Consider the following 16,034-nt stretch of genomic DNA (forward strand, 5'->3'; position numbering starts at 1 on the left):
TTTTGGGGATCCGATAGCGCCTGCGCTACACCCGCTCTTCGAGCCTGAACCGCAGGAAACGATGGCTGGCTGAAAACAGTCGACGGTAGGTCAGCAACACCGCACCTACCGTGCCCAACGCCGACGACGCAGCGATCAAAAACATAATCACAATCTGATAACGCACCGCGTCCACCGGACTTTCCCCGGCCAGCACCTGGCCAGTCATCATCCCCGGCAAGCTCACAATCCCCACCACCGTCATCTGGTTCAGCGTCGGAATCATCCCGGCCCGCACAGCCTGGCGAATCGCATCCTGCGCCGCCTCCCAGCGTGAACCACCGAGGGCCAGAATCATCTCGATGGTATTGCGGCCGGAGGTCAGCTCCTGAGTCATACGCTCAATCCCCAGAGACACCCCGGTAAGCGTATTACCCAGAATCATCCCAAGGATCGGAATCGCATACTGCGGCTCGTACCACGGGTGAATCCGGATAATCGCGAACAGGCCAACAGCCGTCACCAACCAGGAACTGCCCCACACCGACACAATGCTGTCGGCCCGCTGCCCCGCATAGGTCCGCTTCCCACGCCCGGCAGCCGAGAGCCCGGCGATCAGAGTCATCAGGCACATCAGCGGCAGCACCACATACCAGTAGGCAAATTCAAAGACCCAGCCCAGCAGGTAACCGATCGCCAACAACTGCACCACCGTGCGCACAGCCGCCCAGAACAGCTGACGCTCCAGCCCCAGCCGCAACAACAGCGACAGCGCACCGTTGATCAGGATCAGCGAGGCGGCGATGGCCATGTCCATTGCCGTGAGGTCGTGATAATTCATGGCTGCACGGCCCCCGTCAGCACGCCGGCGTCCATATGCAAATGGGTGGTGCTCATGCGTTGCGCCTGCTCAAGGTCGTGGGACACCCAGATATAGGCGTGAGCGCTATCCGCTTCGGCCCAGGCACTGATCAACGCCTCGACCTCCCCGGACGATGCCGGGTCGAGAGCGGCGGTAGGTTCGTCCAGCAACAGCACATCGGGATTGAGTTGCAGGGTACGGATCAGTGACACCACCTGGGACTCACCACCGGATAAATCCCCGGCATTTTTTGCCAGAAAGCCCGACTCCTTGCCCGCGTGGGCCAGCAGCGCCTTGACCGCCTGCGGGTCGAAACTCAGGTGATGCAAGGCCTTGAGGCTGTAGGGGAAACGCAAGTTGTCTTCCACCGTGCCTTCGATCAGCGCCGGGCGTTGGGAGAGGTAGCTGATGCGGCTGCGATACTGCGGGACTTGCGCGTTGGCGATGGGCTGCCCGTTCCAGAGGATATCCCCTGAGGTCGGCGCGTCGAGCAAGGCGAGTGCCCGAAGGAATACACTTTTGCCGGAGCCGGATGAACCGGTGATGGATAGGCGGTCGGCGCGGTGCAGCTGGAAGTTCGTGGGCTGCAGCAGTTGCAGCTGGCGGCGCTCGTCCATCCGCGTGAGCGCCCGGGTTTCGACTAATACGCTCATGGCGTTGATGATCCTTGTTCCTGATTCAGACGCAAATGGTAAGACAGGGCACGTCCCCCGTGGCGAGGGAGCTTGCTCCCTCACCACAGCAGCTCCCTCACCACAACAAGCCCCCTCGCCTCAGCGTTCTTCAGCGCTTGGGTTCCAGCGACACCAGGCGCGGCTTGATGGATTTCTCGCGCACCTCAAGCAACGCCAGGGTCACCGGCAACTTGAAACGTCGCCGCCCTGCACTGCCAGGGTTGAGAAACAGCCGCTCGCCGTGCCACTCGATCAATGGTTTGTGAGAGTGGCCAGTGATCACCAGCCGGATGCCCGGATCAAGCTCCTTCGGCACCTCGGCAATGTCATGCACCAGCAACGCCCGCCAGCCGTTCAAGTCAAAATCCAGCCGGTCAGCCAAATGCTCTGCCCACGCGGCGTCGAGGTCGTTATTGCCGCGCACCACATGCAATGGCGCAATCGAGGCCAGCAACTCAAGGATCTCCGGGCTACCGATGTCCCCGGCGTGAACAATCTGCTCGCACCCTTCCAGGGCCGCCAGGGCCTCGGCACGGAGCAAGCCGTGGGTATCGGAAATCACACCAACTTTCATGAACGTCTCCTGTGCAAAACCCCGGCGCTATCCACCGGGCGGCTTGCAATCAATCATTGCACTGCCTATATTTCCCGCCTGGCGCCATCTACGCCACCATCCGCGGAAAGGGCTGCGCCCAAGACCTTGACTGAATATCACATTTCTACGACTCCCAACCTTAATGCGGACAAGGTTTGTACAAGGAGATCGTATGTCGCAATCATTCTCGTCCACTAACGGCCGTATCAACCTTGAGCAGCAACGCAAGCGCGCCAAGGAACTTTTGCAGCGCCTGAAAAGCGCCGATGCCGCCGCAACCCCTACCTTATCCGATGCCCAATGGTCGATCGCCAAGGAACTCGGTTTTCCCAGCTGGCCCAAGCTCAAGGCCCACGTCGATGCGGTGGATTTTGCCGCCCGCCATCCAGGTTTCGACGCCAGCGATGAAGCCCGCACCACCCACTGGCGCTGCGGCAATGATATCGCCCACAGCCTGGGCGTGGCGGGGTTCAAGGGCCGCTTCCGGATGCTGATTGACCCATTGTGCATGGGCCCGGTGCAGGACCTGCCTGCCGAGCAATACCAGGCCGTTCGCAGCCGCTATATCAGCCAGGTGTTTGCCATGGATGAGGCCGAAGTGGCGCGCCGGCATGCGGACGAATATCACCATCTTGAACAACTGGGCAGCGCCGGCCACAGCGTGTTGTGGTGTGAGGCGGATGCGTACGATCAGTTGTTCCTGATTCGCGCGCTGGCTGGGCTTGAGCATCTGCCTGAAAAACTGGAGTTGATCGAAGTCGATCGTATCCCCGGCGTGCAGCGTTTTATCGGCATCGGCCAACTAGCGCCTGAAGTATTGGCGTGGTTGTGGCCGCAGCGCCGACAGGTCGACGAGGACATGCTGCAACTGGCGCGACAGGCCTGGCTGGCGTATTGCGCCAGCTCGCCGATCAAGCTGGCGGAACTGGCCCGGAGTAGCTCCACCTCCCTGCCCTTCCTGGCCCCGGCATTGCGCCGACAGTTGCAGGAGTTACCGGGTGTGCGGGACGGTTTGTCCCTGACCGAGCGCCTGTCCCTGCAATACGTGGATGAAGCCGGGCCGGTGCCGTTTGGCCGGGTGTTCGCCGAGCTCATGGGCAAGCGTGAACCGCTGCCGTACCTGGGAGACATGATGTTTCATGCGCTGATGCGGCCGTTGATCGATGGCGAGAATCCCCTGTTGATCGAGTCCGGGGCCCAGTTGCCATGGCCACAGCGGGTGTTGGCGCTGACTGCGCTGGGTCGCCAGGTTCTGAACGGCGCAGCCTACTGGCCGGATCATGCAACGGAAGAACGCTGGGTAGGTGGCGTCTGCCTGCGACCTCGCCACCCGCACTGGACAATTGACGAACATGGCATGCCCGTGTGGCGTGATTGATTCTTCGCGACAGCTTTGATCTGTGTCATGTTGAGCCAAACAGGTAACGGTTCAGCGCGATGACCTTACAACAGCTCAACTACTTTCTCGCCGCCATCGAGCACGGTACGTTCTCCAAGGCGGCGGAAAGCCTGCATATTTCCCAACCCTCATTGTCCGAGCAGATCCTGCGGCTGGAGGAGCACCTGGGTACCCACGTGTTCATCCGCACCAATCGCCGACTGATGCTCACCGAAGCCGGACGCCGCCTGCAGCCATTTGCACAAGGCATGGTGACGTCAGCACGCCAGGGCTATGAAGCGGTGCAGGCTGTGCGTGAACTGTCCGGTGGCGTGGCCAGTTTTGGCACCTTCGGCACCGCCCACCACTATTTCCTCACGGACCTGATCGAGCAGTTCCGCACCCAGCACCCGGATATGCGGATCAAGATCGTCGGCTACAACTCCTCGGAAATCGCCGAGCTGGTGAGCCAGGGCGAAATTGAAGCGGGGCTGGTGATGCTGCCGATCAAGCAGCAGAACCTGACCGTCAGCGAGCCGGTCTGGTCGGCCCAGGTCGGCTATATCAGTGCCGACCCGGAGCGACTCAAGGGCCCGAAAACCATCAGCGACCTGGCGGTGGCACCGTTGATTCTCACCGAGGCGCGCTGGCGCACCGCCGACCCGATTCGCCGGTTGTTGGGGCAATTGGCGTCCAAGGGCGGCGAGGTGCTGGACCCGATCATCGAAGTGGAGCACCAGATCACCGGCTTCGAGCTGGCTGCGCGCGGACTCGGCGATGTGATTGCCACGCGCCCGATCCTGCATCAGCTGGGCTTCAATGATCGCTTGGGCTGGGTGCCGATCAGCCCGGCGATCTTCGAGGTATTCGGCTTTATCCATCGCCACGACACGCCTATTTCGCCGCCCACCCGGGTGCTGATCAACCTGATGCGCAGCCACTTGAGCCGCATCCAGAACCTGTATGCGCACCTGGAGACGCTCTAGCCATAGGGATCACCTATAGGAAACACATGACTTAGCCCATTCATCCACCTCTTGCCGAGCGGGATACTCCAGCCACCGACGCCACAACAGGCGCTTGAATGGGGAGCCAGCATGTCCAATCACTACTGCATCATTGGTGCCGGGGCCGCAGGGCTGGCGGCGCTGAAGACCATGACCGATGCCGGTTTCGAGGTGGACTGCTTCGAAAAGTCCGCGAACATCGGCGGTCACTGGAACAGCGACTACGATGCCTTGCACCTGATCACCCCCAAGAGCAGTTCCTTCTTTGACGGGTTCCCGATGCCCGCTGACTATCCGGTGTACCCGAGCCGCGATCAGGTCAAGGCGTACATGAACGCCTACACCGACACCTTCGGCCTGCGCGAAAAGATCACCTTCAACACCGAAGTGCGCAGCCTGAAGCCCCTGGACGAGAACGGCGAAGCGGGCTGGCAGGTGACCCTGGCAGACGGCACCCACAAACACTACAGCGGCGTGCTGGTGGCCAACGGTCACCTGTGGGATTGCAAGATCCCGCAAGTAAGCAAGGGGTTCACCGGCGTGTCGATTCACTCCGGCGAATACCGCAACGTGCAGCAGGTGCAAGGCAAGGTGCTGGTGGTGGGGTTTGGCAACTCCGGATGCGACCTCGCAGTGGATGCCGCCCAGGCTCGCCTGGACACCACCATTGCGATCCGACGCGGCCAGCTGTTCCAGCCCAAGACCCTGTTCGGCCTGCCCCGGGGCGAGCTGCCGCTGCTGGGGCAATTGCCGCCAGAACAGCAGAACATGCTCATGAACATGCTGATCATGGCCAGCGTCGGCACCCACAAGAATTACCCCGGGCTACCGGCACCGGATACCTACGACCTGGATGCGCAACCGCCGGTGGTCAACACCTTGCTGCTGTACTGGATCCAGCACGGCCGAATCAAGGTCGCACCGGGTATCGAGAGCATCCAGGACAAGACTGTCACGTTCACCGATGGCAGCCAAGTCGATTACGACACCATCGTCTGGGCTACCGGTTTCAACACGCGCCTGCCGTTCCTCGATGAACGCCTGCTGCAATGGCGCGACGGTGTTCCGCTGCGGACCGCCGCGATGACCTTGCCGACCAACCTGGAAGGCCTGTTCTACATCGGCCTGGGCGCCCCACGTGGCCCGCAATGGCCGGTGTATTGCGAGCAGACCCGGCTAGTGATGCGCTTTCTCACCCTGCGCGAGCGTGGCATGCAAAGCCTGGCGGCGAAGTTTGCCCAGTTGCAGCCGGCCGACTCACGCATCGATATCGTCAAGCGCGAATGGCTGAGCAACTACCAGGACACCCAGCGCCAACTGGATGTGCTGGAACTGGCTCTGCAACCCGGCACCCCTCTTCCTCAATACGCCTGATCGGATAGCCCTTATGAACACTGCACCGCACTCCAGCGTTATCGTTACCGGGACTTCCTCGGGCATGGGCCAGGCCGTCGCACAGCGCTTTCAGGCTGAAGGCTGGCACGTCGTCGCTGTGGACGTAACACCCAGCACACAGCCGGCGAGCCCCTTGTTTTCGCCAGTGGTCGGCGACATCACCCAGGAGGCCACACTGGCCCGTACCCTCGATGCCGCCCTGGACGGCAAGGCACCGCTGCGAGCCGTAGTGAATGCGGCGGGGATCTTTCCCACGTCATCCCTGGATAGCTTCAGCGAAGCGCTGTACCGCAAGATATTCGACATCAACGTGCTGGGCTCACTGAACATCGCACGTATCGGCACCCGTCACCTGAAAGCCGCCGGCGGAGGCGCTATCGTGTTCTTCGCCTCGGTGGATGCGTTCACCGTGTCGAAAAACCAGTTGCTCTACAGCGCCTCCAAGGCTGCTGTGGTGTCGATGACCCGCTCCCTGGCCATCGAACTGGCCGGCGACAATATTGTGGTCAACGCACTGGCCCCGGGCTGGGTGGACACCGAAGGCACCCGTGCCGGCGGGCGCATCGAGGCCGCCATCGAATCGATCCCCTTGAAACGCGCCGCGCGGGTCGAAGAAATCGCCGACTGGGTCTGGCAACTGAGCGCCAAACCCTCCTACATAACAGGCGAATCATTGTGCATCGCCGGGGGCGTGTATATGCGATGACCCCAGCCTCCGCAGGCCCCGCGCATCAGACGTGGGCCTGCCACTCCCTATTGACTGCTGCCTCACTACAATTATTCCAGAGGGCAATATCATGGGCGAAGTTCACGCTTCCTCGATTCATCAAGGGTTTCCCGCCGACCGTGCATCGGCTGAACCCTCACGCAAACGGCTGACCAAAGCGGTCGTCGGCGTGACACTGGGCAATATGGTCGAATGGTTCGACTTTGCGCTCTACTCCTCTCTCGCCGGCATCATCGGCAAGACGTTCTTCCACAACGACAACCCGACCACCCAGTTGATGGCGATCTACGCCACCTTCGCGGCGGGCTTCCTGATTCGGCCACTGGGCAGCCTGGTGTTCGGTCCCATCGGCGACAAGTTTGGCCGGCGCACGGCGCTGTCGCTGAGCATCACGCTGATGGCCGTCGCAACCTTCGCCATTGCCTTGATCCCGAGTTACGCGAGCATCGGCCTGTTTGCGCCCGTCCTGTTGATTCTCATGCGTCTGCTCCAGGGCCTGTCGGCGGGTGGCGAGTACGGCGGCTCCTGCACGTTCATCGCCGAGCATTCGCCGGACGAGCGACGCAGCTTTTTCACCAGTTGGCTGGAATTCGGCAATATCTCCGGGTTCCTGCTGGGCGGTGCAGTGGTCAGCCTGTTTACCCTGGGCCTGGGCGAACAAGCCATGCAGGACTGGGGCTGGCGCGTGCCCTTTGCGATTGGCGGCCTGCTCGGCCTGATCGCCCTCTACTTGCGCCTTGGCCTGGAAGAAACACCAGTGTTCAAGGAAATCCAGGCCAACGAAAAACTGCGAAAGGCGACGGGCGCCGAACCCAGCCTGTTCAGCTTACTGGTCAACGAATGGCCGAAAATCCTGCAATGCATGGGCCTGGTCACCGTGTTCAACGTGACCTACTACATCATCCTCGGGTACATCCCGGGTTATCTGGAAAACGTACTCGGGTACAGCAATACGTTCGCCAGGAACCTGGGGATGGCCGCGACGCTGTTCATGCTGGTGTTGATCCCGGTTTCAGGCTTGCTGGCCGACCGACTGGGCCGGAACCGGATGATCATTACCGGCTGCGTGCTGCTGATCGTCATGGCGTTCCCCTGCTTCATGCTGCTGCATACCCAGAGTGTCGGGTTGCTGCTGGCCGCCCTGCTGATCCTGACCCTCGCCCAGTTGTTTTTTGAAGGAGCGATGCCGGCCACCATGACTTCGCTGTTCAAGGCCCGCGTGCGCTACAGCGCCCTCGCCTTGAGCTACAACGTCGCGGTCTCGCTGTTCGGAGGCACGGCCCCGCTGATCAATACCTGGCTGATATCGATCACCGGCAACCAGATGATTCCCGCCTGGTACCTGATCGGCGGTGCCGTGGTCGGCCTGATTTCGATCCTGTTCGTCAAGGACTCCACCGGTAAACCCCTCCCAACATGAGAACCACCATGACCAGTAAAACCACAGCGCGGCAAACTATTTCCTCGGGCGGTCAGTACGAAAACGTGTTCGGTTATTCCCGCGCCGTTCGCGTGGGCAACCACCTGCACATCTCCGGCACCTGCGCCTCACCCGATTACGAACACAGCAATGCTTACGAACAGGCCCAGGCCATTCTCGTCACCGTCAACAAGGTGTTGGCCGAGGCGGGCATGGGCCCTGAAGACGTAGTGCGCACCGTGGTCTACCTGCGGGATATCAACGATGCCGCCTCCGTCGCCAAGGCACACAGCGAGGTGTTCGACGCCATTCGCCCGGCCAGCAGCCTGATTCAGGTGGATTCGATGCTGCGCCCCTGGCAGAAAGTCGAAATCGAAACGTACGCCATCGTTGCCGATTGACCCAGGCGATGAGTAAAAAACCGCGGCTTGGGCCGCGGTTTTTTTTGGTCCCGGTTATATCCATAGCAATAAACGATATTGGTATATACCAGATTGCTCCCTTATAAATCGCCCCCATCAAAAGACTGCAGGCTGGAGAAGCAAGCGATGGTGTCGGTAAAGGTAATGCTGGAGTACTTTCATCCCTGGCCGAATTCGGCGGGTTTGTACCTGGCGCGGGAACGCGGCTGGTACGCCGAGCTGGGCCTGGATGTGGAGTTGGTGGTGCACGACCCCTACCGTGGCGACACCCTTGAGCACCTGCTGACCGGCGCGGCGGACTTCGGCATTTTCCCCAGCAACCGCCTGCTGGTCCGGCGCGGCCAGGGGCAAGCCCTGCAAGGCATCGCGGCGATCAATCATGCGGGCCTTGAGTCGATTCAAACCCTGACCGACTCCGGTATCCGCCGCCCACGAGACCTGGTGGGCAAGCGCCTGGCGCTCAACCCCACGCCACGGGGTTTGGCGATGGTGCGTCACCTGGTGAGCAACGACGGTGGCGACCCTGATGGCGTGATCCTGGTGGACAGCGGCGTACGTGAGTTGCGGCCCGAACAGTTGGCCGAAGGCATCGCCGATGCCAGTTTCGGCGGCTACTGGGCCTGGGAAGCGTTGATGCACAGCCCCATCGAAGCAGAACGCCGGGTGGTGTTGCCGGTGGATCAGATTGGCGCACCGGCGTATCACAGCTACCTGTTGGGCGCCCACGAACAAACCCTCGCCGAGCAGCCCGGGTTGGTGCGTGATTTCCTCGCGGCCACTGCCCGTGGCTATCTCGCCGTGGCCGAAGAGCCAGCCATCGCGCTGGCGGCCTATGAGCACACTACACCGTATTTCCCGGCGGAACTGCTCAGCGCATCCCTGCACAAAATCGCTCCGACCTGGCTGCATGACGGTCGTTGGGGCGAGCAACGCCAGGCGCTGCTGAAACCTTATGCCGAGTGGCTGCACGAGCACGCGGTGCTCGACAATCCGCAGGTGTGGCAAGGGGCAACCAGCAACGCCTATCTGCCCGGGGCGACGGCATGAATCCACAACGCACCGCCCATGGCCTGGGGCTTGATCCGGTAGCTGCCGACTGGCCAGCGCTGCACGAAGCAGATATCCAACAGTTGCTGCACGAGTACCCGCAACTGGGTCAACTGCGCAGTTTGCATTGGCACAGCCCGCGACCGTTCTCCGCTGCCGGGCTGATCAATACCGGCAGCGCCACCCTGTTCGTCAAACGGCATCACCGACACGTGCGACAAGCCGCATGGCTGGAAGAAGAACACCGCCTGATCGCCCACCTGCATCGCCACGGCGCACCGGTTGCCGCAGTGGTGCCGAACCGCCACGGTGCAACGGCCACGACGCAAGGTGAATGGACCTACGAGATTCACCATGTCGCCGAGGGCCTTGACCTGTACCGCGATGCGCTGTCGTGGTCGCCCTTCCAAAGCACTCAACATGCGCAGGCGGCGGGTGTGGCGCTGGCTCGATTGCACATCGCAGCCGAGCACTACAGCGCACCCCGCCGTCAAACAGAAGTGCTGCTGGCCAATGCCCGGGTGATCGAACAACCCGCGCCACTGGCCGCGATCGCCAATACCCCGGCGCTGACCGAGTACCTTGCCGACAAGGATTGGCACACACGGCTGACCGAGCTGCTGTTGCCCTGGCACGCGCCCCTGCAACCCTTGCTGCACCAACAACCGGCGCTCTGGACCCATAACGACTGGCACGCCTCGAACCTGCTGTGGCATGCAGACGGCAACGTCGCCAGCGTGCTGGACTTCGGCCTCGCCGACCGCACCTTCGCCCTCTACGACCTGGCGACCGCCATCGAACGCAACGCCGTGCCCTGGCTGGACCTGGACAGCGGTGGCCTGGCAGCAGCGGACCTCGACAGCGTCGACGCATTGCTCACCGGCTATCACCGGGGCCGGCCATTGAGCGCCCAGGACCTGCTCACCCTGAGCGCCCTGCTGCCGTTGGTGCATGTGGATTTTGCCCTGTCCGAAATCGCGTACTACCAAGGCGTAGTGGGTTCCACCCACAGTGCCGACGTGGCCTATCACGCCTACCTGCTGGGCCATCTGCAGTGGTTTGCCGGTGCCCAGGGGCAACGATTGCTCAACCACCTGCGGCGAAAATCCGTATGAGTATCCTGGTCGATACCGATTGGCTGCATGCCCACCTCGGGGAGCCCGGGCTGGTGATACTGGACGCCACCGTCGTCCTGCCGTCCCCGCGTTTTGACGGTGATTACCGGGTCGCCAGCGGTCATGCCGGTTGGCTGCACGCACATATCCCCGGCGCACGGCATGCCGACTTGCTGACCGATCTGGCCGACGTTCAAGCGAGCTACAGCTTCGCCCTGCCAACACCACAAGCCCTGATTCAGGCACTGGCGAATCTGGGTGCAGGCGCCGACAGCAACGTGGTGATCTACGATCGCGCCGACGGTTTCTGGGCCGCACGCCTGTGGTGGATGCTGCGCGGGCTGGGCATTCACGCCGGCGTGCTGGACGGTGGTTTCAACGCCTGGCAACGGGCGGGGTTACCGCAGCACAGCGGGCAGCCTGCAAACACACCCGTCGTCGAACCCTGGCCGATCAGCACCTACGCACCACTGTGGATCGACCGCGCAGGCGTTGAGGCGGTGGCCGCAGGACAAGCACCCGGCGTACTCGTCTGCGCGTTGGGCAGCGCCTTGTTCGACGGCACCGCAGCCACCCGCTACGCCCGGCGCGGGCACATTCCCGGCAGCCACAACCTGCCGGCACGCACGCTGTTTGATGCACAGGGTCGCTACCTGCCCAAGGACGCCCTGGCCGTGGCTATCGGACCCACGCTGCTGCACAGCGACGGTCCATTGATTCTGTACTGCGGCGGCGGAATTTCCGCGGCGGCCAACGCCCTGGCCCTGACCCTGCTGGGTCGCCAGGACCTCGCACTCTACGACGGCTCGCTGCAGGAATGGGCCGCCGACGCACGCTTACCAATGACTACCGGAGCAGCTCCGGCCTGACGCCCTTTGCGGCGACCCCGGCTTTTTAATTTCGTACTGGCAACCCGTCCGTTGCGCAGCGCAGGGCCCCTTTGCGCCCAATAAAGCGCGAGGCGCCAGCGGGCAGGCCCTTGGAGCGCTCCTTTTATGGCAACACCGTACCGTCACACCCTGCTCGCCCTGAGCATCACCCTCGCCGCCACGGCCGCCCACGCCCAGGACGCGACCCTGGACACCGTCACCGTAGTCGGTGAACAGGCCACCGACTACCAGGCGAAAAAGGCCGCTGTCGCCGGCTTCGATAACGCCCCGCTGCTGGACACCCCGGCCTCGGTGGCGGTGATCACCGAGGCTCGCCTGAAAGACCAGCAAGCCCGCCTGCTCAGTGAAGTATTGAAGAACGACGCCTCGGTCGGCGACAGCTATGCGCCGGTGGGTTACTACGAGAATTTCGTGGTGCGCGGTTTCTCGTTGAACCCGGCCAGCAGCTACAAGATCAACGGTCGCACCATCACCGGCGAACAGAACGTCGCACTGGAAAACAAGCAGCAAGTGGAAGTGCTCAAGGGCCTGTCCGGGCTGCAAAGCGGCGTGTCCGAACCCGGCGGCTTGATCAACTACGTAAGCAAGCGCCCGGAGAACGTGCGCTCGGTGACTGTCTCCACCAACGAACACGGCGAGCGCTACCTGGCCACCGACGTCGGCGGCTGGCTCGGTGCCGAGCAGCAGGTGGGGGTGCGGGTCAACCTGGCCCACGAAGACATCCGTTCCTACGTCGACCACGCCGACGGCCAGCGGGATTTTGCCTCCCTGGCCCTCGACTGGAACATCAGCCCCAACGCCCTGCTGCAACTGAACGCCGAATACCAGAACCGCGAGCAACGCTCGGTGCCCGGATACCAATTGCTCGGCGGCACCACCGTGCCCCACAACGTGTCGCCACGGGATCTGCTGGGCTACCAGAGCTGGTCGAACCCGGTGGGCATCAAGTCGCTGAACCTCGACGGCCTGTTCGAATACCGCTTCAACGAGGCCTGGAAAGCCAGCTTCAGCGCCTCCCGCAGCCGCGTGGTGATCGACGACTACAGCACCTTCGCCTGGGGTTGCTACGGCGCCGCCAGTTGCGCCAACACCGCAGTGCCCAACCACTTCAGCGCCGAGGGTGACTACGACATCTCGGACTATCGCAGCCCCGACGACACCCGCAGCAACGAAGAAGCCCAGGCCGCCCTCAACGGCCAGTTCGACACCGGTTTTCTCAAGCATGACCTGACCTTCGGCACCACTGCCTTCCGCCGCCTGGTGGACCGGCGTGAATCAGTCAACGAATACATCGGCGAGGGCAATATCTACGAAAAGCCGCCGGTGCTTGACCCCTACGAGGGGCCGCTGGGCCATACCTACCGGCGCCTGGACAGCCGCCAATACGGGCTGTTCGCCAGCGACCGCATCAGCTTCAACGAGCAGTGGCAAACCATTCTCGGCGGGCGCCAGGTGCGCCTCGACGAAGAAACCTACGACCAGGCCGGCGACACCACCCGCCATACCCAGCGCAGCGTATTCCTGCCCCAGGTGGCGCTGATCTACAAGCCGCGCCCGGACACCACCCTGTACGCCAGCTACAGCAAGGGCCTGTCCCTGGGCGGCACCGCGGCATGGTTCAGCAGCAACGCCGATGAGGTATTGCCGCCGACCACCTCGCGCCAGCTGGAAGTGGGGATCAAGCGTGACTTCCAGCGCCTGAGCCTGACCGCCGCGCTGTTCCAGATCACCCAGGACCTGCAATACAACCGGCCCAACGATGACGGCAGCATCACCTTCGTGCAGCAAGGCCAGCAGAAGAACGTCGGCCTGGAGCTTTCGGCCAATGGTCGGGTGACCGATAACCTGCAAGTGTCGGCCAGCGTAGCGGCGATTCGCGCCCGGGTGAGCGGCAGCGGCACCGACGACTACGACGGCCACCAGGCGATCAACGTACCCAAGCTGCGCGCCAGCCTGCACGGCGACTACAGCATTCCCGGGATCAAGGGCCTGGCCCTGCTCGGCGGCGTGCAATACAGCGGCAGCAAGTACGCGAACCGCGAGGCCAGCGTGAAGGTCGACGACTATGCGGTGTTCGATGTCGGCGGACGCTACAGCACCAAAGTCGGTGATTACGATACTGTGCTGCGCCTGACCGTCGACAACCTGTTCGACAAACGCTACTGGCGCGATGTGGGTGAATCGGCGGGCGATGGCTACCTGTTCCTGGGCGCGCCACGCACCGCGCGGTTATCCGCCACCGTCAATTTTTGAGGCTGACTGTTCATGCGTAATCTGATTTTTGCCAGTGTGTGCCTGCTCTCCACAGCCCTCGTCGGCTGCCAGCAGCAACCGCCCGCCAACGACCAGCTGGATGCGGTGCTGTGGACCCAGACCTCCATCGAGCACGAGCTGATCTACCGCCAGGTGTTCGCCAACGCCACTCGCCAACTGGACGTGGCCCTCAAGACCCCGGACTGGGACGCCCTGCCCTTGCCACCGCGCAATCTGGCCGGGCTGCCGCCAGCGGTGATCGTCGACATCGACGAGACCGTGCTCGACAACATCCCGCTGAATGCCCGGGACGTCGTCAACAACCAGGTCTACTCCTACGACCGCTGGAACACCTGGGTCGACCAGGCCAAGTCCCAGGCGCTGCCGGGCGCCGTGACGTTCCTGCAGGCCGCCAAACACAAAGGCATCACGGTGTACTACATCACCAACCGCGAGCAAAGCCAGGTCCAGGCCACCGTCAACAACCTGCGCCTGCGGGGCTTTCCGGTGGACAGCGAGCAGCAGGTACTGGCTGCCGGCACGCCCATTGGCGGCTGCGAACACGCCGGCTACGGCAAGAACTGCCGACGCCAATGGGTCGCCCAACACGCCCGCGTGCTGATCCTGGCGGGTGATTCCCTGGGGGATTTCGTGCAGGCCGAACACAACACCCTGGACGCCCAGCGCAAGGCCGCCGAACCCTACCTGGGCTGGCTCGGCCAGCGCTGGTTCGTGCTGCCCAACCCGACTTACGGCAACTGGTACAGCGCGCCGTATGGCGACCAGGAAAAACTGCCCTTTGAACGCAAGCGCCAGCTCAAGCAACAGGCGCTGCACCTGCAAAACTGACCCTGAGGGGACCGTATGACGCCGCTGGAAATAGTCGCTGTGATCTTCAATATTGCCGGGGTGTGGCTCACCGCCCGACGGGTGCGCTGGTGCTGGCCGGTCAGCGTGGTCGCGGTGTTGCTGTACGGCTGGATCTTCTTCGACGTGAAGCTGTATTCCGACATGCTCCTGCAACTGGTCTTCGCTGTGTTGCAGGGCTACGGCTGGTGGCGCTGGAGCACCGGGCGCATCGACGCGGGCAAGGTGCGGGTGGAACGGCTGCCGGTCCAGGAAGCATGGCGGCACCTGCTCGCCGGGGTGATCGGTGCGCTGCTGCTGGGCGCCGCCATGCACCACTTCACCGATGCCGCACTGCCGTGGCTGGATTCGCTGCTCACCGCTTTCAGCCTGGTGGCCAGCCTGTGGGCGGCGCGCAAGTATGTGGTGAGCTGGTGGCTGTGGATCGTGCTGGATACGGTCTACGTGGGGCTGTTTGTGTACAAGGACCTGCAACTGACCGCTGCGCTGTATGCCGGGTTTGTGCTGTTGGCGGCGTATGGGTTGGTGTCGTGGCAGCGTGACCTGCGCCAACAGGAACGGTAGAGTCACGCCCACGCCCGGCCTGCACACGGAACCCCAGGATGCCTTTCGACCCGATTTCACCCCACTACCAGCGCATTCGTGAACAGATCGCCAACGATATTGCGGCGGGTGTGCCCCAGGCCGATGAGAAATTCCCCTCCGAACGGGAAATGATCGAGCGCTTCGGCTGCACCCGGGTCACCTTGCGCCAGGCCTTGCAGCAACTGGAAGCCGAGGGCCTGGTGTACCGGGAAAACCGTCGCGGCTGGTTTGTCAGCCCCCGGCGCATCCGCTATGACCCAACACGCATCAGCGGCTTCATGGATTACGTAAGTGCCCAAGGCCGTACGCCGCGCACCGAATGCCTGCACGCAGAGCTGCGCCCCGCGGGCGACTGGCTGGCCAGGCGGATGGGCCTCGCGTCGGCGGATGAGCCGATGTTTTTCCTGCAACGGCGGCGCTGGATCGACCGACGGCCGGTGTTGCTGGAGTTCAACGCGCTGCTGGCCAGCTGGTGCCCTGGGCTGCTGGAGGCTGACCTGAATACCTCGCTGACCCAACTGCTGCGGGAGCGGTTTTCCCGGGTGCTGTCGCGGTGTGAGCTGGAGATGCACATTGGCACGGTGAATGAAGAACAGGCCGAGTTGCTGCAATTGTCCACCGGTTCCACCAGCGTGTATCTGGAACGCTTGAACTTCGGCGAGGATGACCAGCCGGTGGAGTTCGACCAGGAATTCTGGCGTCCGGATGCATTGTCCGTCGTGATGGAGACGCGCTACCCCGGGACGTGAATTTCACACCTGTGAAAGCTTGTGACTTGTTGCCAACGAACCCGTTTTCACTCGCTTGCAGCCCCTACT

At 62.7% G+C, this 16,034-nt stretch carries 16 protein-coding genes; 13 read left to right on the top strand and 3 right to left on the bottom strand.

All coding sequences use genetic code 11. From position 1 onward, the window contains the following. Positions 1–25 precede the first annotated feature (25 nt). The 3 genes from ACIOMR_RS23825 to ACIOMR_RS23835 form a co-directional block, all read right to left on the bottom strand. Complete coding sequence (locus ACIOMR_RS23825) at positions 26–820, bottom strand: ABC transporter permease (RefSeq protein ID WP_134326962.1); 795 nt, start codon at positions 818–820, stop codon at positions 26–28. After that, complete coding sequence (locus ACIOMR_RS23830; RefSeq protein ID WP_003208280.1) at positions 817–1,494, bottom strand: ATP-binding cassette domain-containing protein; 678 nt, start codon at positions 1,492–1,494, stop codon at positions 817–819. Before ACIOMR_RS23830 ends, ACIOMR_RS23825 begins: the two co-directional genes overlap by 4 nt. A gap of 130 nt (positions 1,495–1,624) precedes the next feature. Next, positions 1,625–2,089, bottom strand: coding sequence for a metallophosphoesterase family protein (locus tag ACIOMR_RS23835; protein WP_102369478.1), 465 nt, complete (start codon positions 2,087–2,089; stop codon positions 1,625–1,627). Positions 2,090–2,282: 193 nt separating this feature from the next. Here ACIOMR_RS23835 and ACIOMR_RS23840 point away from each other — a divergent pair, with 193 nt between their 5' ends. The 13 genes from ACIOMR_RS23840 (at position 2,283) to ACIOMR_RS23900 (ending at position 15,965) form a co-directional block, all read left to right on the top strand. Continuing rightward, positions 2,283–3,488 (top strand): DUF1835 domain-containing protein, encoded by a 1,206-nt coding sequence (locus ACIOMR_RS23840; protein WP_401196729.1) that lies wholly within the window; start codon positions 2,283–2,285, stop codon positions 3,486–3,488. A 59-nt stretch (positions 3,489–3,547) separates the two neighbouring features. Further along, positions 3,548–4,474: a LysR family transcriptional regulator gene (locus tag ACIOMR_RS23845; RefSeq protein WP_003208286.1), complete on the top strand. Its 927-nt coding sequence runs from the start codon at positions 3,548–3,550 to the stop codon at positions 4,472–4,474. Positions 4,475–4,585: 111 nt separating this feature from the next. Continuing rightward, on the top strand, positions 4,586–5,869 hold the full coding sequence (locus tag ACIOMR_RS23850; protein ID WP_177070335.1) for an NAD(P)/FAD-dependent oxidoreductase: 1,284 nt from the start codon (positions 4,586–4,588) through the stop codon (positions 5,867–5,869). A gap of 13 nt (positions 5,870–5,882) precedes the next feature. Beyond that, a complete protein-coding gene (locus tag ACIOMR_RS23855) occupies positions 5,883–6,596 on the top strand; it encodes an SDR family NAD(P)-dependent oxidoreductase (RefSeq protein WP_003208289.1) in 714 nt (237 codons plus the stop codon). Between the two features lie 91 nt (positions 6,597–6,687). Next, complete coding sequence (locus tag ACIOMR_RS23860) at positions 6,688–8,037, top strand: MFS transporter (RefSeq protein ID WP_008433139.1); 1,350 nt, start codon at positions 6,688–6,690, stop codon at positions 8,035–8,037. An 8-nt stretch (positions 8,038–8,045) separates the two neighbouring features. Then, positions 8,046–8,438: a Rid family hydrolase gene (locus ACIOMR_RS23865; RefSeq protein ID WP_003208292.1), complete on the top strand. Its 393-nt coding sequence runs from the start codon at positions 8,046–8,048 to the stop codon at positions 8,436–8,438. A gap of 147 nt (positions 8,439–8,585) precedes the next feature. After that, complete coding sequence (locus ACIOMR_RS23870; RefSeq protein WP_102369481.1) at positions 8,586–9,506, top strand: ABC transporter substrate-binding protein; 921 nt, start codon at positions 8,586–8,588, stop codon at positions 9,504–9,506. Next, entirely contained in the window at positions 9,503–10,621 is a 1,119-nt protein-coding gene (locus tag ACIOMR_RS23875) for a phosphotransferase (RefSeq protein ID WP_134326964.1), read from the top strand. Before ACIOMR_RS23870 ends, ACIOMR_RS23875 begins: the two co-directional genes overlap by 4 nt. Beyond that, complete coding sequence (locus tag ACIOMR_RS23880; protein ID WP_177036597.1) at positions 10,618–11,490, top strand: sulfurtransferase; 873 nt, start codon at positions 10,618–10,620, stop codon at positions 11,488–11,490. The genes ACIOMR_RS23875 and ACIOMR_RS23880 overlap by 4 nt, the downstream gene beginning before the upstream one ends. Positions 11,491–11,616: 126 nt before the next feature. Then, a complete protein-coding gene (locus ACIOMR_RS23885; RefSeq protein WP_102369484.1) occupies positions 11,617–13,764 on the top strand; it encodes a TonB-dependent siderophore receptor in 2,148 nt (715 codons plus the stop codon). Between the two features lie 12 nt (positions 13,765–13,776). Then, positions 13,777–14,613: a 5'-nucleotidase, lipoprotein e(P4) family gene (locus ACIOMR_RS23890; RefSeq protein ID WP_401196737.1), complete on the top strand. Its 837-nt coding sequence runs from the start codon at positions 13,777–13,779 to the stop codon at positions 14,611–14,613. Positions 14,614–14,628: 15 nt separating this feature from the next. Beyond that, positions 14,629–15,195, top strand: a complete 567-nt coding sequence (gene pnuC, locus ACIOMR_RS23895) for a nicotinamide riboside transporter PnuC (protein WP_177028589.1) — start codon at positions 14,629–14,631, stop codon at positions 15,193–15,195. Between the two features lie 38 nt (positions 15,196–15,233). Continuing rightward, positions 15,234–15,965 (top strand): UTRA domain-containing protein, encoded by a 732-nt coding sequence (locus ACIOMR_RS23900; protein ID WP_177042377.1) that lies wholly within the window; start codon positions 15,234–15,236, stop codon positions 15,963–15,965. Positions 15,966–16,034: the final 69 nt, after the last annotated feature.

This window comes from Pseudomonas sp. NPDC087814 (assembly GCF_044742865.1).
In the GTDB taxonomy this organism is placed as follows: domain Bacteria; phylum Pseudomonadota; class Gammaproteobacteria; order Pseudomonadales; family Pseudomonadaceae; genus Aquipseudomonas.

What these genes read in the sequence shown, in the direction of transcription:
- ACIOMR_RS23850 (WP_177070335.1), top strand. Translation starts at nt 4,586, where the DNA reads ATGTCCAATCACTACTGCATCATTGGTGCCGGGGCCGCAGGGCTGGCG.
- ACIOMR_RS23870 (WP_102369481.1), top strand. Translation starts at nt 8,586, where the DNA reads ATGGTGTCGGTAAAGGTAATGCTGGAGTACTTTCATCCCTGGCCGAAT.
- ACIOMR_RS23865 (WP_003208292.1), top strand. Translation starts at nt 8,046, where the DNA reads ATGACCAGTAAAACCACAGCGCGGCAAACTATTTCCTCGGGCGGTCAG.
- ACIOMR_RS23845 (WP_003208286.1), top strand. Translation starts at nt 3,548, where the DNA reads ATGACCTTACAACAGCTCAACTACTTTCTCGCCGCCATCGAGCACGGT.
- pnuC (WP_177028589.1), top strand. Translation starts at nt 14,629, where the DNA reads ATGACGCCGCTGGAAATAGTCGCTGTGATCTTCAATATTGCCGGGGTG.
- ACIOMR_RS23830 (WP_003208280.1), bottom strand. Translation starts at nt 1,494, where the DNA reads ATGAGCGTATTAGTCGAAACCCGGGCGCTCACGCGGATGGACGAGCGC.
- ACIOMR_RS23825 (WP_134326962.1), bottom strand. Translation starts at nt 820, where the DNA reads ATGAATTATCACGACCTCACGGCAATGGACATGGCCATCGCCGCCTCG.
- ACIOMR_RS23875 (WP_134326964.1), top strand. Translation starts at nt 9,503, where the DNA reads ATGAATCCACAACGCACCGCCCATGGCCTGGGGCTTGATCCGGTAGCT.
- ACIOMR_RS23855 (WP_003208289.1), top strand. Translation starts at nt 5,883, where the DNA reads ATGAACACTGCACCGCACTCCAGCGTTATCGTTACCGGGACTTCCTCG.
- ACIOMR_RS23890 (WP_401196737.1), top strand. Translation starts at nt 13,777, where the DNA reads ATGCGTAATCTGATTTTTGCCAGTGTGTGCCTGCTCTCCACAGCCCTC.
- ACIOMR_RS23880 (WP_177036597.1), top strand. Translation starts at nt 10,618, where the DNA reads ATGAGTATCCTGGTCGATACCGATTGGCTGCATGCCCACCTCGGGGAG.
- ACIOMR_RS23860 (WP_008433139.1), top strand. Translation starts at nt 6,688, where the DNA reads ATGGGCGAAGTTCACGCTTCCTCGATTCATCAAGGGTTTCCCGCCGAC.
- ACIOMR_RS23835 (WP_102369478.1), bottom strand. Translation starts at nt 2,089, where the DNA reads ATGAAAGTTGGTGTGATTTCCGATACCCACGGCTTGCTCCGTGCCGAG.
- ACIOMR_RS23900 (WP_177042377.1), top strand. Translation starts at nt 15,234, where the DNA reads ATGCCTTTCGACCCGATTTCACCCCACTACCAGCGCATTCGTGAACAG.
- ACIOMR_RS23885 (WP_102369484.1), top strand. Translation starts at nt 11,617, where the DNA reads ATGGCAACACCGTACCGTCACACCCTGCTCGCCCTGAGCATCACCCTC.
- ACIOMR_RS23840 (WP_401196729.1), top strand. Translation starts at nt 2,283, where the DNA reads ATGTCGCAATCATTCTCGTCCACTAACGGCCGTATCAACCTTGAGCAG.